The 13,326-nt window shown below is 68.0% G+C and carries 12 protein-coding genes and 1 pseudogene; 5 read left to right on the forward strand and 8 right to left on the reverse strand.

Annotated elements, in window-relative coordinates; translation table 11 throughout:
• Positions 1–260: hypothetical protein (locus J1C73_RS17115; protein ID WP_207317145.1), on the reverse strand; the 260-nt coding region annotated here is incomplete at its 3' end.
• Positions 260–439 (reverse strand): annotated as a pseudogene (locus tag J1C73_RS17120) (glycoside hydrolase family 15 protein); the annotation flags it as partial. The gene J1C73_RS17115 and the pseudogene J1C73_RS17120, both read right to left, overlap by 1 nt.
• Positions 440–868: 429 nt before the next feature.
• On the opposite strand from J1C73_RS17120, the gene J1C73_RS17125 reads away from it, so the two are divergent.
• Together J1C73_RS17125 and J1C73_RS17130 are read left to right on the forward strand one after the other, a co-directional pair.
• Positions 869–2,257 (forward strand): NsdA family TPR-like regulatory protein, encoded by a 1,389-nt coding sequence (locus J1C73_RS17125; protein WP_207317146.1) that lies wholly within the window; start codon positions 869–871, stop codon positions 2,255–2,257.
• Between the two features lie 72 nt (positions 2,258–2,329).
• Positions 2,330–2,830, forward strand: a complete 501-nt coding sequence (locus J1C73_RS17130; RefSeq protein ID WP_207317147.1) for an SAM-dependent methyltransferase — start codon at positions 2,330–2,332, stop codon at positions 2,828–2,830.
• Positions 2,831–2,892: 62 nt separating this feature from the next.
• On the opposite strand, the gene J1C73_RS35515 is transcribed toward J1C73_RS17130, so the two are convergent.
• Positions 2,893–3,279, reverse strand: coding sequence for an ATP-binding protein (locus J1C73_RS35515; RefSeq protein ID WP_277312714.1), 387 nt, complete (start codon positions 3,277–3,279; stop codon positions 2,893–2,895).
• Between the two features lie 254 nt (positions 3,280–3,533).
• On the opposite strand from J1C73_RS35515, the gene J1C73_RS17140 reads away from it, so the two are divergent.
• The gene (locus J1C73_RS17140; RefSeq protein ID WP_207317149.1) at positions 3,534–4,775 is read left to right on the forward strand and encodes a helix-turn-helix transcriptional regulator; all 1,242 of its coding nucleotides are present in this window, start codon (positions 3,534–3,536) and stop codon (positions 4,773–4,775) included.
• A gap of 57 nt (positions 4,776–4,832) precedes the next feature.
• Here J1C73_RS17140 and cutA read toward each other — a convergent pair whose 3' ends face one another.
• On the reverse strand, positions 4,833–5,159 hold the full coding sequence (gene cutA, locus J1C73_RS17145) for a divalent-cation tolerance protein CutA (RefSeq protein WP_207317150.1): 327 nt from the start codon (positions 5,157–5,159) through the stop codon (positions 4,833–4,835).
• 1,055 nt (positions 5,160–6,214) lie between these two features.
• Between cutA and J1C73_RS34970 the strand changes: the two genes are divergently transcribed.
• Together J1C73_RS34970 and J1C73_RS17150 are read left to right on the forward strand one after the other, a co-directional pair.
• Entirely contained in the window at positions 6,215–6,412 is a 198-nt protein-coding gene (locus J1C73_RS34970) for a helix-turn-helix transcriptional regulator (RefSeq protein ID WP_242644306.1), read from the forward strand.
• 476 nt (positions 6,413–6,888) lie between these two features.
• On the forward strand, positions 6,889–7,797 hold the full coding sequence (locus J1C73_RS17150) for a tyrosine-type recombinase/integrase (protein WP_307797713.1): 909 nt from the start codon (positions 6,889–6,891) through the stop codon (positions 7,795–7,797).
• Positions 7,798–7,956: 159 nt separating this feature from the next.
• Here the strand turns inward: J1C73_RS17150 and exaC are convergent, their stop codons facing one another.
• From exaC to J1C73_RS17170, 4 genes are all read right to left on the reverse strand, one after another.
• Positions 7,957–9,480 carry an acetaldehyde dehydrogenase ExaC gene (gene exaC / locus J1C73_RS17155; RefSeq protein ID WP_207317153.1) on the reverse strand — a complete coding sequence of 508 codons (1,524 nt, stop codon included), beginning with the start codon at positions 9,478–9,480 and terminating at the stop codon, positions 7,957–7,959.
• A 103-nt stretch (positions 9,481–9,583) separates the two neighbouring features.
• A complete protein-coding gene (locus J1C73_RS17160) occupies positions 9,584–10,834 on the reverse strand; it encodes a GAF domain-containing protein (RefSeq protein WP_242644305.1) in 1,251 nt (416 codons plus the stop codon).
• 107 nt (positions 10,835–10,941) lie between these two features.
• Positions 10,942–11,532: an N-acetylmuramoyl-L-alanine amidase gene (locus J1C73_RS17165; RefSeq protein WP_207317154.1), complete on the reverse strand. Its 591-nt coding sequence runs from the start codon at positions 11,530–11,532 to the stop codon at positions 10,942–10,944.
• A 412-nt stretch (positions 11,533–11,944) separates the two neighbouring features.
• A complete protein-coding gene (locus J1C73_RS17170) occupies positions 11,945–13,294 on the reverse strand; it encodes an esterase-like activity of phytase family protein (RefSeq protein WP_207317156.1) in 1,350 nt (449 codons plus the stop codon).
• Positions 13,295–13,326: the final 32 nt, after the last annotated feature.

Raw genomic sequence — 13,326 nt, forward strand, 5'->3', positions numbered from 1 at the left:
AACTGCTCACCGACCAGGGTGCCGGCCAGTTCCGGTGCAGGGGACGGCACGGAGATCCGACCGCCCGCCTGGTGGATCTGGGGCAGCGTCTCGTGGACCAGTTTCTGCAGGGCACGCTCGGTCGCCTCTTGTTCGCGGGCCAGGAGGTGGGCCCGCTGCCGCGCCTTCTGCCAGCGGCGCTGGGCGACCCAGGCCGCTGCCACGGCGACTATGGCCGCAGCGGCGAGCAGGATGACCATGGTGGTGGCTGTCGCGTTCATCAGACACCCGCCGCCAGGAGCACGTCGGCCTTGGCTGCGGGCGCCCCCGAGCCGAGCTGCTGCAGTTGGAGCGCGGACCCGATCACCCCGATGTGGCTGTACACCTGCGGGAAGTTGCCGAGTTGCCGCCCGGTGGCGTGGTCGTACTCCTCGGCGACCAGGCCGAGGTCGATGCGCAGCTCTCCCGGTGACGCCATGACTCCGAGTTGGCTGATATGGCCACGCAGGCGCCGCGCGAGTTCCTCCACATCAGCAGCGCTCTCCGGCAGCGGCGAGTCCTCGTTCACCACAAGCGCCACCGTCTCCGCTGCGGCCACCGCCTGATTTTGCTGCGGACCCAGCGTGACGGGGACGCGATCCCGCCTGCCCCGGCCAACGCGCTGACAGGCTTCCCGGCGGGGAGCCAGCGAGAGACGCATGACACAACTCCTATTCAAATCAAGCCAAGTTGAGTGGAGATCGTCGTACGGTGTCGACGGCTGGCGTGCAAAGTGAGTGATCCGGCGGCTACGTTGAGCGAACCGTGAATCCCCGCCGAGGGGTATGCCTGCGCGGCCCCCGAGGCCGTCAAAGGCGTCAAAGATCATTTCGGAACCGAGGGGCAGCCCATGGCCCGTGCGCGAAACGTCGCCCTCGCCGCACTCCTGCGCGAAGCAGGCTGGTCCCAGCCACAAGCAGCCGCCGCGGTCGCCCGAGTAGCCGCGGAGAGCGGAGCCCGCGAGCTGGAGGCCATCTCCCGCTCGCACATCGCCATGTGGGTGCAGGGCACGCGGCCGAGTGGAAGAGCGCCCCATATCCTTCGCGAGACGCTGTCCCGCAGGCTCGGCCGCCGCCTCACTCTGGCTGACCTCGGGCTGGAAGGAGAGCCGACAGGTACGACCGACAGCGGTTCCGACTGGAGCGTCGACCCTCTGACCGTGCTGGCCGAGTTGGGAAGCGACGACCTCGATATGCACCGACGTAAGCTGCTGGCGACCGCCGCGTACTCGGCCGCCGGCCTCGCATTGCCCACCGCTTCGTGGTGGGCAGCCGCCCCCGCCGCGGCGGCGAAGCGCCCAGCAGTCTCCCCCCGGCTGGTGGCCCAGGCCGACATCGATGATGTCCGCGACCTGACGACCTTCTACTCCGCTCGGGACCAGCAGCGCGGTGGAGCCTCGGGGCGCTCGGCCCTCGCCGGCCACCTTCGCGACGAAGCGGTGCCCCTGCTTGGCAGCAGGTTCCACACGGAGCAGCTCCGCCGCGACATGTACTCGGCCGTTGCGGAGATGACCTACCTGGCGGGGTGGATGGCTTTCGACGCCTCCGAGCACCGCACCGCCCAGCGCTACCTCACCCTGGCCGCCCGCATCGCGGCCGAAGCGGGCGACGGGCCGCTCGGCGGCCACATCCTGCGCGCCCTCGCGCACCAAGCCGTGGACCTCGGGCACCCCCGCCGAGCGCTCGCCCTGGCCGACGCATCCATGTCCCGCGACCGCTACGGCCAGGCCAGCCACCGCGAGAAGGCCCTGCTCGCGATCGTTCACTCCCGAGCGCTCGCGGCAGACGGCGACCGCGTCGGCACCCTCGCGGCCATCAGCCGCGCAGAGCGGGACCTCTCCCGCGCCGACAACAACGACGCCCCAAGCCGCGTGGGTTTCTTCCAAGAAGCCTCCCTGGCCCACGAGACCGCCTGCGCCCTGCGCGACATGGGCCAGCCGCTGGACGCGGAGATCCACTTCCAACGCAGCGTCGCCACCCGCCGCCGCCAGCAATACGCCCGCACCCACAGCGTGACCCTCGGCTACCTCGGCGCCGTCCAGGTCCAGCAGGGACGCCTCGACGAGGCATGCGCCACCTGGAACCGAGCCCTCGACGCCATGGCTGGCGTCCAGTCCGGCCGCGCCCGCGACGTCATCGTCCGCATACAGAGCGACCTCTCGCCCGTCCGGCAACGCGGCGGTCGCCACGTCGCCGAACTGGACCGGCGCGCGCGAGACATGCTGCGCACCATAGGCTGACCGACGAGCAGATCCGCGGCGCCGACCGGAGGCCGCCGCACGCGCTACGCCCAGGGAGAGGAACGAGCGCCGATGGTGACGTACGAGGTCGAATCGATTGCAACGGTCGTCGGGGGCCACATCCGCGTTCAGGACGACTACCAAGGCGGGGTCGAATCGATCATCAGGCTCGACGACGCGTACCCCCTCGAAACGCTGCAAGGAATTGAGGAGTTCTCCCACCTGACCGTGACCTGGCGCTTCCACCTGGCGCGACCCGAAGACGTCCAGCTCCATGCACGCAGTCCTCGGGGAAACCAGAACTGGCCCGCGACAGGTACGTTCGTCCACCGCAACCACCGGCGCCCCAACCAACTGGCGATCAGTTACCCGCGGTTGCTCAAGGTCGAAGGTCGAGACCTCTTGGTCACCGATCTCGACGCCGTTGAAGGGACACCCGTGATCGACCTGGCGCCGTACTTCGAGCAGATGGGGCCTCGAGGCCCGATCCGTCAGCCGGCATGGCCTGGCGAGATGCTTGAACCGGACTACTGGGCGAAGGCAAGCGAACGGCCTTCGGAGCGCCCTGTGTAGCGGGAGTGATTGAGCTGCGCTGCTCGACAGTCGCATGGTCGGGGACCAGCCGGAGGTCTGACTCAAGCCGCAGCCCTCGCGTCCCGGAACTCACACCACGTCTCCTCGCCGTTGCTCTCCCACGCGTCTGAGAGCGCGTCGACAAGCCGGATCCCGCGACCGGATTCACCGTCGCGTCCGGCTTCCTTGAGTACAGCCGGGGCCGGGTCGTGGTCGGTTACCGAGACCCGCACCACGTCGACGGCCACCGTGATCCGGAGGACGACTTCGCCCTCACCGTGAACCACGGCGTTGGTGACCAGCTCCGAGACGGCCAGTACGACGAACTCTGCCACCGGCTTCGAAACACGGCACCGCCGCAGGAATGCCCTGGTTGTCTGTCGCATCTCCCCAACTTCCTTGAGATCAGGGAGAAAGGCCGCCCAACAGGTATGGGACGCCGCCGGTATGTCTGCCCGTGCCGATGTGCTGCGTCGGTCCTCCTGAACCGACCTCACGCGTGACGCGCCTGCTGTGGCCGCAAAGCTACGGATGCCCCCGCCTGGCGGGGGTGCCTCTTGGAGACTGGTCATGGGGGCTATCGCACCGTGCGGCGACGCCGTCGACCAGGGGAATCCACAGGGGGAAAAGTCTGTCAAGGGGGGAAACCGGAGGGGGAATTGAGGCCATGATTGGATTCCGTCCACCAACAGAGGTCACACTCATGCCAGATCCGTTCGCCGACCTGCTCCTCCGGCTTCGGCAGGATGCGGGCCGGACGCAGGAGGAGCAGGCAGAGGCGATCAACGCTGTCTCCGGCCGGGACACCATGACCCGCCGAGAGATCAGCCGCTATGAGAACTTTGAGAACATCCCTACCAATCACACAATCGGCCACATCGCGGCGGCCTGCGGTGTCCCCTTCGAGGAACTACAGCGGGAGGCTAAGGCTGCCCGCGCTCGGAAGAGAAAGGGGCATGTCAATGCAGGGGAGGACCAGGACGCCGTGAAGCGTCGCACGCTGCTGGGTGGCGCTGCTATCGGCGTGAGCGCGGCTGCCGAGCCCTGGGGGCGACTCGCCTTCGCCCTCGGTAAGGGGTCCAAGATCGATTCGCCCTCCGCCGTCGCGCTCATCGACCGGGCCGCTGAACTGCACGTCCAGGAACTCAACCTCAGCGCCCGGCGACTACAAAGCACGGTCGAGTCGCATCTTGACGCGATCACCGCGGCTCTGCCTCGTGCCGGCGAGCATGAACGGGCTCTCACCATCGCCGCCGGAGAAACGGCTGCCCTGGCCGGTTGGGTGGCCTGGGACTTGGGCGAGCTTGACAAAGCCGATGCCTACTACAAGGTCACGTCGCAGTGTGCGGCGACCGCCGGGCACCCTCCACTCCGAGCCCTGGCCCTGACCTACACCAGCTACGGCGCTTCGACGCCCAAGGCGAAGTTGGAGTTCCTTTCCCAAGCGGCCAACGACGTGCGAGGCCACGGTAACGCTACTGCTGCCGCCTGGGTGCTCGGCAGGCACGCGGAGGAAGCTGCGGCGGCTGGCGACGAGACGGTGGCGCTCCGGGCGTTGGACCGAGCGCGGTTCGCCTACGACTTCGCGGATCACACCAGCGAGCAGGCGTGGGTCCGGTTCGTGACCCCGTACCGCATGGACTCGTTGGCCCTCTCCGTATACGGGCAGTTGCGGCGCCCCGAACTCACCGCTACAGCCGACACTGCAGTCGAGCGCCTCGGAGACGAACTCCCGGACGGAGGCGTCGTGGTCCTCGGAGATCTCGCTTCGGCCCTACTGCGTGGAGGTGACGTCGACCAAGGCGTCTACGTGTCACGCCAGTTCGCGTCGGCGGCACAGGGCAAGCCCAACACGATGGGCAAGGAGCGCGCAGCGAGTATCGCAGCCTCGCTCCCCGAAAGCGAGCAGGAACTCGCTGTTCACCTGCGGCAGTTCGCATCCTGAACCCCATCGCGCGGTACGCGGGCAAGCTGCGAAGGCCGTCGTAAGCCCCGTCGCTCCTCAGTCTTGTGCCGTCTCCTCGACAACCCAGGACAGGTACGCCTCCGACCCACCGGTCACGGGCAGCGTGATCCACTGGGGGACGTCATACGGATGCTTCTCGTGCAGCCACGCCTCCAGCGCCGGGAGACGGTCCGTCGTAGTCATGTACGAGATCCGCCACTCCTGCGCCGTCTCGACCTTCCCCTTCCACCAGTAGAAGGCTGTGATCGGCGCATCGATGTGAACGCCCGCTGCCAGCTTGCTCTCGACCGCGCCCCGGGCCAGCGCCTTCGCCTGATCCTCGTCGTCACTGGTCGTCTGCGCGATCACAATCTCGTGGGACATGCAACTACCTCTCCAGCTCGGGTACCGCGACCCTACCCAGCCGTCCGGCGCACGCCGACAGCCGGTCGCTACCGGTCAAGGTGGGTGGGACTCACCCACCGACCTGGATCAGTCAGACGGCAGCCCGTCTTCCAGGGTGGCGCGTCGCTTCGACAGCACGGTGAAGGCCCTCTCATCGACGAGGTCGTGTAACGGCTTCATGACGCAGGTGCCGGCGCATGCCTTGCGCCTCAACGGCTCCGTGACGGAAGGGCTCCACGCAGCTGCCGGCATGCATTCGCCCACGGCAGACAAGAAAGAACTCCAAATGACTGGAACCTCCGGCGGGAGCATGTCAACGTACAACGTCCCGGAAAACACCAGGTCAGGAGGGTGCAATTTCTCCGGTGCGGCCGGGTTGCGATTGATTCGGAACCCCGCATCGCACCGAGCTGCCTCGCTGGCATGGCCCTACTTAGGAGGCCCGGCTGTCGGATTCCGCTGTTCGATTCACCCGCTTCACTTCCCTTGTTTTCTTTGCGCTCGGCGCACTGGTTCGGCCAAGCGGCGGGGACTACGGCGCCGTTTCCACCGGGCTGTGCGTATGCGTCTGCGCTGCTGGCCCCTTCGGCGAGGACCTGCTGCAACGTGGCTATCGCCGCAATAGGGCCGTCCTCGCACATGTTGCGGCGCGCCCCGGAGCTGCAACTCGGCACACGGCCCGTGCCATCGGGGTTCCTGAGCGTGTCGTGGTGGGGAATCTTGACCGCCTAACCGACGACGGTCTGCTGCGGCTCGTCGCGGACGGTGGGCCCCCAGCTCTGCGTTCATACCGGCTGGCATCCTGACTGCGGCCAGCCCGAGAAGCTGTCGGATTCATCTGATGCGGCGCGCAACATAGACCACGATCGCCGGTTAGCCAAACCGGCGATCGTCGCGACCATTGAGAAGTTCGCATCGGTTCACTTGGCGGTGGAGCTGTGCGGACGCTGTGATCTTCCATGCCGACGCTCAACTGGGTTAGCTCTTTGGTGCTGCCCAGCGTCTGGCGACTCGTTCAACTCTCCTGGAGAAAAATGGCTCGCCCTCCTGCGCTCAAACTCGCCGAGGTCCTGACGGAAATCCGAATGAGTCCGTCAGCATTCTACCGACTGCGCGCTCGCGGTCATGCGCCCCGAATGATCAAACTTCCGAATGGTGAGCTCCGCTGCCGCCGTGTCGATCTAGATGCGTGGTGGGAAGCGTATGAAAGGGATACGCCTGAATGGCGATGAGCTACAACGTCCGATTTTGGGACACGCGTGAGCGCCCTGGTCGGCAGAGCCGTTTCCAGGTGCGATGGACCGTCAACGGGCGGGAGAGGTCCGAATCCTTCAGCACTTTCGGGCTCGCAGAGAGCAGGCGTGCAAAGCTTGTGACGGCGGCGCGCGAGGGTGAACCATTCGATGAACGCACAGGTCTGCCTGCCTCGGAGCTACGGGCCATCAGGCAGCGGAAAACATGGTACGCACTTGCCCATGAATACCTAGAACAGCGATGGGATCGAACCCCAGGCACCACGCGCCGCACTCTGGCCGATGCCTTTGCCACGATTACGCCCGCGTTGGTCCAACGCGGCGCTTCATACCCGGAGCCGCGGGTGCTTCGTCGTGCTCTGTACTCCTGGGCTTTCAACAAGAACGCATGGGACCATCAACCGGTCGAAGAGTGGCAGCGGGCTCTGGATTGGATAGCAAGAAACTCCCTGCCCGTGAGTTCACTGGGGGAAGCGGACGTGCTGCTACGGGCGCTCGATGCACTCTGCCTCAAGTTGGACGGTAATGCCGCCGCGGCAAAGACTGCGCGGCGGAAGCGGGCTGCTTTCAATGAAGTGCTCAATATGGCAGTTGAGAGAGGATACTTTGCGGAGAACCCTCTCAATGGGATCAGGTGGAACGCCCCAGCTGTCAACGACGTGATAGACCCGGTAGCGGTCCCCAACCCGGCGCAGGTTGCCCGGCTTCTTGCCTCGGTGGCTGCACAACCGGGTCGCGGTCCTCACCTGGAGGCGTTCTTCGGCTGCATGTACTACGCGGCGATGCGACCGGCGGAGGTTATCCACCTCCGCAGGCCGCAATGCCACTTGCCCGAGGCAGGATGGGGGATGCTCAATCTGTCCGGTGGCGTCGTTGTGGCGGGCAAGGAGTGGAGCGACGACGGCGCAGTCCACGAGGTGCATTCACTCAAGCGACGAGCGGCTACCGCCACGCGAGCAGTACCTATCCCTCCGCAGTTCGTCCGCATGCTACGCGCGCACATCGAGCGCTTTGGGGTGGCAACGGACGGTCGGTTGTTCCGGAATGAGGCAGGGAACTACGTGGACGCAGCTGCGTACGGTGTGACGTGGTCGCGGGCCAGGAAATACGTCTTCACCCGGGTCGAACTGGCCTCCGGCCTGGCCAAGCGTCCTTACGACCTGCGACACGCTGGAATCTCCTTCTGGTTGTATTCGGGTGTGGATCCTGCGGAGTGTGCTCGTCGAGCGGGCCAGAGCATCGAGGTTCTGTTCCGCTTCTACGCCAAGTTCCTCGACGGCCTCCAGGAGCACGCCAACCGCCTCATCGAACAGTCGATGAAGGAGTGGGACCGCGTCAGTCGAGGCGAAGCTGCAGTCGAGTGAGCCGTCCTGGACCGGAAATAGACCGGAACAGCTGGTCCGGAGCGGGATAGCTATGGGAGGAACTGGGAGTTTCCACGTGAATCACTCTCGGCTGTTTCTGAACCGAGCGACAGGTGCCTGACCGGTGAAAGCCCAGGTCAGGCACCTTTTCTCATGCCCCTAGAAGAACCCGAGCTTCTTCGCCGAGTACGACACGAGAAGATTCTTCGTCTGCTGGTAGTGCTCCAGCATCATCCTGTGGTTCTCCCGGCCGATCCCGGACTGCTTGTAGCCGCCGAACGCCGCGTGGGCCGGGTACGCGTGATAGCAGTTCGTCCAGACCCGGCCTGCCTGGATGGCCCGGCCCGCCCGGTACGCGGTGTTCGTGTCACGGGTCCACACGCCCGCACCGAGCCCGTACAGGGTGTCGTTCGCGGTGCGGATCGCGTCGTCGAAGTCCGAGAAGGACGTGACGGCGACGACAGGGCCGAAGATCTCCTCCTGGAAGACCCGCATCCGGTTGTCGCCCTCGAAGATCGTCGGCTGTACGTAGTAGCCGCCCGCCAGCTCCCCGTCGTACTCGATCCGGCTGCCGCCCGTAAGGATCTTCGCGCCCTCCTGCTGGCCGATGTCCAGGTACGAGAGGATCTTCTGGAGCTGGTCGTTGGAGGCCTGCGCGCCGATCATCGTGTCCGTGTCCAGCGGGTGGCCCGGCACGATCTGTTCGGTGCGGGCGATGCCCGCCTCCAGGAATTCGCCGTAGTGGCCGCGCTGGATCAGGGCCCGCGACGGACAGGTGCAGACCTCGCCCTGGTTGAGGGCGAACATGGTGAAGCCCTCGAGTGCCTTGTCGCGGAAGTCGTCGTCGGCCGACCAGACGTCGTCGAAGAAGATGTTCGGCGACTTGCCGCCCAGTTCCAGGGTCACCGGCTTGATGTTCTCGGAGGCGTACTGCATGATCAGCCGCCCCGTCGTGGTCTCCCCGGTGAACGCGATCTTCGCGACGCGCGGGCTGGAGGCCAGTGGCTTGCCGGCCTCCGCACCGAAGCCGTTGACGATGTTCACGACACCCGGCGGAAGCAGGTCGGCCACCAGGCTCAGCCACACATGGATGGACGCGGGCGTCTGCTCGGCCGGCTTGAGGACCACCGCGTTGCCCGCCGCGAGGGCCGGGGCCAGCTTCCAGGTGGCCATCAGAATGGGGAAGTTCCACGGAATGATCTGCGCGACGACGCCGAGCGGCTCGTGGAAGTGGTAGGCGACGGTGTCCTCGTCGAGCTGGCTGAGCGACCCCTCCTGGGCGCGCAGCGCGCCCGCGAAGTAGCGGAAGTGGTCGATGGCCAGCGGAATGTCGGCCGCCAGGGTCTCCCGTACCGGTTTGCCGTTCTCCCAGCTCTCGGCGACCGCGAGCTCCTCCAGGTGAGCCTCCATCCGGTCCGCGATCCGGTTCAGGACCGAGGCCCGGTCGCCCGCCGAGGTGGCACCCCAGGCAGGTGCCGCGGCGTGTGCCGCGTCCAGGGCGTGCTCGACGTCCTCGGCGGTGCCGCGGGCGATCTCGGTGAACGGGCGGCCGTTGACGGGGCTGGGGTTCTCGAAGTACTGGCCTCGGGCCGGCGGGACGTACGCGCCACCGATCCAGTGGTCGTAGCGCGACTCGTACGAGACGATCGCGCCCTCGGTGCCCGGCGCAGCGTAACGGGTCATCTCTGTGGCCTCCCGGATCCGGTGCCGCCCGCCGTTGGGCGGCCCTCGTCGCGAGGCTAGGCAGCGCGACGTTGCGACCCCGTTGCGTATCCCGGGCGGGCGGCTAACGCAGTTCCGCGTCGAGCGTCCTGGCGCGGGCCAGCAGAGCCGGCCGCTGCGCCGCGGGCGCGGCCGCGGCCAGCGCCCGCCACGCGGGGAGGTCGTCCTCACCCCATGGGCTGGACACCCAGTCCGCCAGCAGGCCCGTGTCGCCGCGCGCGATCAGCGCGGCCCGCACCGAATCGTCGAGCCGGCGCCGCAGCCGTACGACCGACGGGGCCTGCGAAGCGGGCAGCAGGGGCCCCGTATAGGCACTCAGAGCCGCGGCCACCGCACCCGAGGCCAGCCGGCGCGCGACAGTGTCGAAGTCCGCATCGGCGGGGGAGGCGAGACGGTAGGGGCGGGAGAGCAGCAGATCAGGGCCGAGCAGACGGCGCAGCCGGGAGAGTTCGGCCCGCAGCGTCACCGGGGTGACCGACTCGTCCTCGTACAGTTCGACGAGGAGTTCCTCGCCCCCGATGCCCTCGGGGCGCCGGGCCAGCGCGACCAGGATCTCGCTGTGCCGCCGGCTGAGGCGGAGCGCCCGGCCCTCCACGATCAATAGCGCCTCGTCCCTGCCGAGCGCGCTCAGCCGTACGGTCCCGGCGGCCGGGGACGGTGCGAGCAGGGCCAGTTGGGATTCGGCGGCGCGGGCGACGGCCTGTACGAATGCCAGGCTGTGCGGATGCGCGAGCCCGTTCCCTCCGGTGATGTCGACCGCGCCCAGCACCCGTCCGGTGTGCGGGTCGTGCAGGGGCGCGGCCGCGCACGTCCACTGCTGCACCGGACGCAGGAAGTGCTCGGCCGCGAACACCTGGACCGGGCGGTCCACCGCGATGGCCGTGCCCGGCGCGTTGGTCCCGGCGACGGACTCCGCCCAGCGGGCTCCCTCCACGAAGTTCATCCGCCCGGCACGCCGTCTGGCCAACGGATGCCCCTCGACCCACAGCAGCCGACCGTGCGCGTCGCACACCGCCAGGAGGTGTTCCCCGTCCGTCGCGTAGGCGCTCATCAGCTCCCGGATCACCGGCATGGCACGGGCGAGGGGATGGGACTCCCGGTACGGTCCGACATCGTCGGCGTCCAGATCGACCAGGGCCGCGCCGTCCGGGCAGACCCGGGCCCGCGCCGAGCGCCGCCAGGATTCGCCGACTACCGGGCGGACCGGCCGCTCCAGGCGGCCGGCCGCGGTGAACACCTCGTGCGCGTGCCGCAGCTCGCCGAGCCGTTCACCGGGGTCGGCATCGGCTGCCAGGGCCAGCCAGGGGTCCGTCAACTCACCCTCCCGTCCAGGGGCGCCGTACACCCCCATCGTCGTCGCAGCCGACGCCTGCGACAACCGTGGTGCGGAGAGTAATCGCAAGGGCCGGCCCCGGCCGCCGGTCAGCCCGTGCCGAGCAGGTTGACGAGGCGGATGTACTGGACCCAGTCCCAGTTCGGACCCGGATCGGTGTGGTCGGTCCCCGGGACCTGCGCGTGGCCGAGAATGTGCGCGCGGTCCTTGGGAATGCCGTAACGGTCGCAGACCGAGGCGGTCAGCAGCGCCGACTTCTCGTACATGGCATCGGTGAAGTACGAGGGCTGGTCCACATAGCCCTCGTGCTCGATGCCGATGCTGCGGGTGTTGTAGTCCCAGTTGCCCGCGTGCCAGGCGATGTTCTGCTCCCTGACGCACTGGTCGATGTATCCGTCCACCGAGCGGACCACGTAGTGCGCGGAGACCTGCTTCGCCGGATTCCGGAAGATCGCGACCGCGTCCGAGAACGTCTCCTGGGTGACGTGGATGATCACATACTGCACGGGATACGCCGAAGGGCGCGTAGAGACCGTGTAGTTGGACGCCGATGCCGGCACCCAGTGGGCCGACGGATAGTCCGTGTCGCCGGCAGCCGCCGCGGTGGCCCGTGCCGAGGCGGGGAGCAGTGCGGCCGCGGCCGTGGCCGCGGCACCCTGAAGGATCCTTCTCCGGTGCATGTGTACTCCAGCTGTGGTGGGGGGAGGGGCGGGCCGGTCCGGACGGATCCAGGGGAACGGCTCAGGCGTCTGCGGAGGCAGGCCCCGTGGGGAGGGGGCCGCCAACCGATTCCCCCGACATCCGGTGACTCCCTCTTGTCCGATGACCGGAATGCGTTGTCCGATGTACGGCCGAGCGGCTCGCGGCCCCTACCGTACGGGCGTCACGCGGGCGGCGGAAGACGACAGGAGGCCGAAATCGCCCTCGTACAGGAGCTGTTCGGACACTCTGCGGAGACCGGGAAGCCGGGACGGTGGTGGTTGTCCGGCTTACCGGTCTCCGGTCGGGGACGGCGGCCCCGGCACTCAGCGGAACGCGAAGGCGCTCAGAGGCATGCAGGGCGGTCGGCGGAGCAGCGGATCAGCGGGAATGTCAACGGGTCAGCGGGCGCGGCAGCTTCAGCAGCGTCACCGATGTCTCGATCCCGGAGTCGACCAGCCGGCCGTCGGCGTCGAACGCCTCAGCACCGTCGGTCATCCCGAAGTCGTTGTCGTTGATGAGGGCGAGACTGTCCCGGCCCGTCACCGCCACCCCCTCGATCTTGCCGGGCACACCGGCGACCCTGCCCAGGTCGACGACCAGGCTCTTGCGCAGTACGGGGACGCCCGACGCCGCCGGGTCGGTGAGCTGCTCGTACGACGGCGAGGCGGCCGGGCTGTCCCAGACGGTGCCGAGAATGCCGGCGCCGCGGGGGAGTGTCACCCGGTGCAGCCGGGCCGTCCGGTCGGTGCGTTCCTCGACCAGGAGTTCGTTCCGGCCGATCGCCACGACCGAGGAGACCTTCAGCTCTGACGTGTCGTCCTCGCCCGGATCCACGACACCGACCGCGTCGAAGCGATAGGCGTACTCCGCCGTGACCGCGCGCTTCCTCGTCGAGAAGCGCAGCAGCCGTACGTTGCGCGACGCCTCGCCCGCGTCCTGGTCGGGCAGCGAGAGGGGGCTCTGCACGGCGAGCACCAGGTCGCCGCCCGGCAGGAGGGCAAGGCCCTCGAAGCCGCGGTTGGTCTTCCGGTGCAGCAGCACCCCCGGCAGCGCCTCCACCACGGGATAGTCCGCGCCCTTGAGCCCCAGGCCCTCGGGAACGTACCGGGCCAGCACCCGGCCCCGGTCGGAGACGTGCACCAGCGACGGACCGTACTCGTCGACCAGCCAGAACGAGCCGTCCGCCGTACGGACGATGCCCTCGGTGTCCAGACCGTTCGCGTTGTAGGCGAGCGGTGTCCCCGCGTCGTAGGAGTACGGGGCCTCGTCGCGGCCGCGCTGGTTCGGCAGACCGGTGACGGGGGCGCCCGAACGGGTGGTGAGCGGGATGGACCGGAGCACCTTGAGGCGCTTGCCGCTCACCCGCACCTTGACGATCGCCGGGTCGAATCCGGCAACCGGGAATGTTCGGCGCTTCGACCCGTCGACCTTGATCTGGCCGTTGGGGCCGCGGTCGGTGACTGTCCAGAAATCGCCCTTGCGGCCGGCGGGGTAGATATCGCTGCCGATCCCGCCGAGCATGACCCCCCGGTCGTCCGCGACCGTACCGGGCAGCAGCCCGTTGCTGAACCCGGCCAGCGGGATGTCACCGAGTACAGCACTCCCGGTGACGCGGGCGGTGTGCTCGGGGCGCTCGTGCCGGTCCTGCGCGCCGGACGCGGTTCCTGCCACACACACCGTGCCGAGCAGGGCGAGGGGCAGCCCGGCGGCAAGGGATCGACGGACAACACGCTTGGGCATGGGGCCTCCTGAGCTTAAGATTTAACCTTTGC

Origin of the sequence: Streptomyces laculatispora (assembly GCF_017353455.1) — a bacterium.
GTDB lineage: Bacteria > Actinomycetota > Actinomycetes > Streptomycetales > Streptomycetaceae > Streptomyces > Streptomyces laculatispora.

Bases quoted from the DNA above. Each gene is read 5' to 3' on its own strand.
- J1C73_RS17130 (WP_207317147.1), top strand. From the start codon at position 2,330: ATGGTGACGTACGAGGTCGAATCGATTGCAACGGTCGTCGGGGGCCAC.
- exaC (WP_207317153.1), bottom strand. From the start codon at position 9,480: ATGACCCGTTACGCTGCGCCGGGCACCGAGGGCGCGATCGTCTCGTAC.
- J1C73_RS17140 (WP_207317149.1), top strand. From the start codon at position 3,534: ATGCCAGATCCGTTCGCCGACCTGCTCCTCCGGCTTCGGCAGGATGCG.
- J1C73_RS17170 (WP_207317156.1), bottom strand. From the start codon at position 13,294: ATGCCCAAGCGTGTTGTCCGTCGATCCCTTGCCGCCGGGCTGCCCCTC.
- cutA (WP_207317150.1), bottom strand. From the start codon at position 5,159: ATGTCCCACGAGATTGTGATCGCGCAGACGACCAGTGACGACGAGGAT.
- J1C73_RS34970 (WP_242644306.1), top strand. From the start codon at position 6,215: ATGGCTCGCCCTCCTGCGCTCAAACTCGCCGAGGTCCTGACGGAAATC.
- J1C73_RS17165 (WP_207317154.1), bottom strand. From the start codon at position 11,532: ATGCACCGGAGAAGGATCCTTCAGGGTGCCGCGGCCACGGCCGCGGCC.
- J1C73_RS17125 (WP_207317146.1), top strand. From the start codon at position 869: ATGGCCCGTGCGCGAAACGTCGCCCTCGCCGCACTCCTGCGCGAAGCA.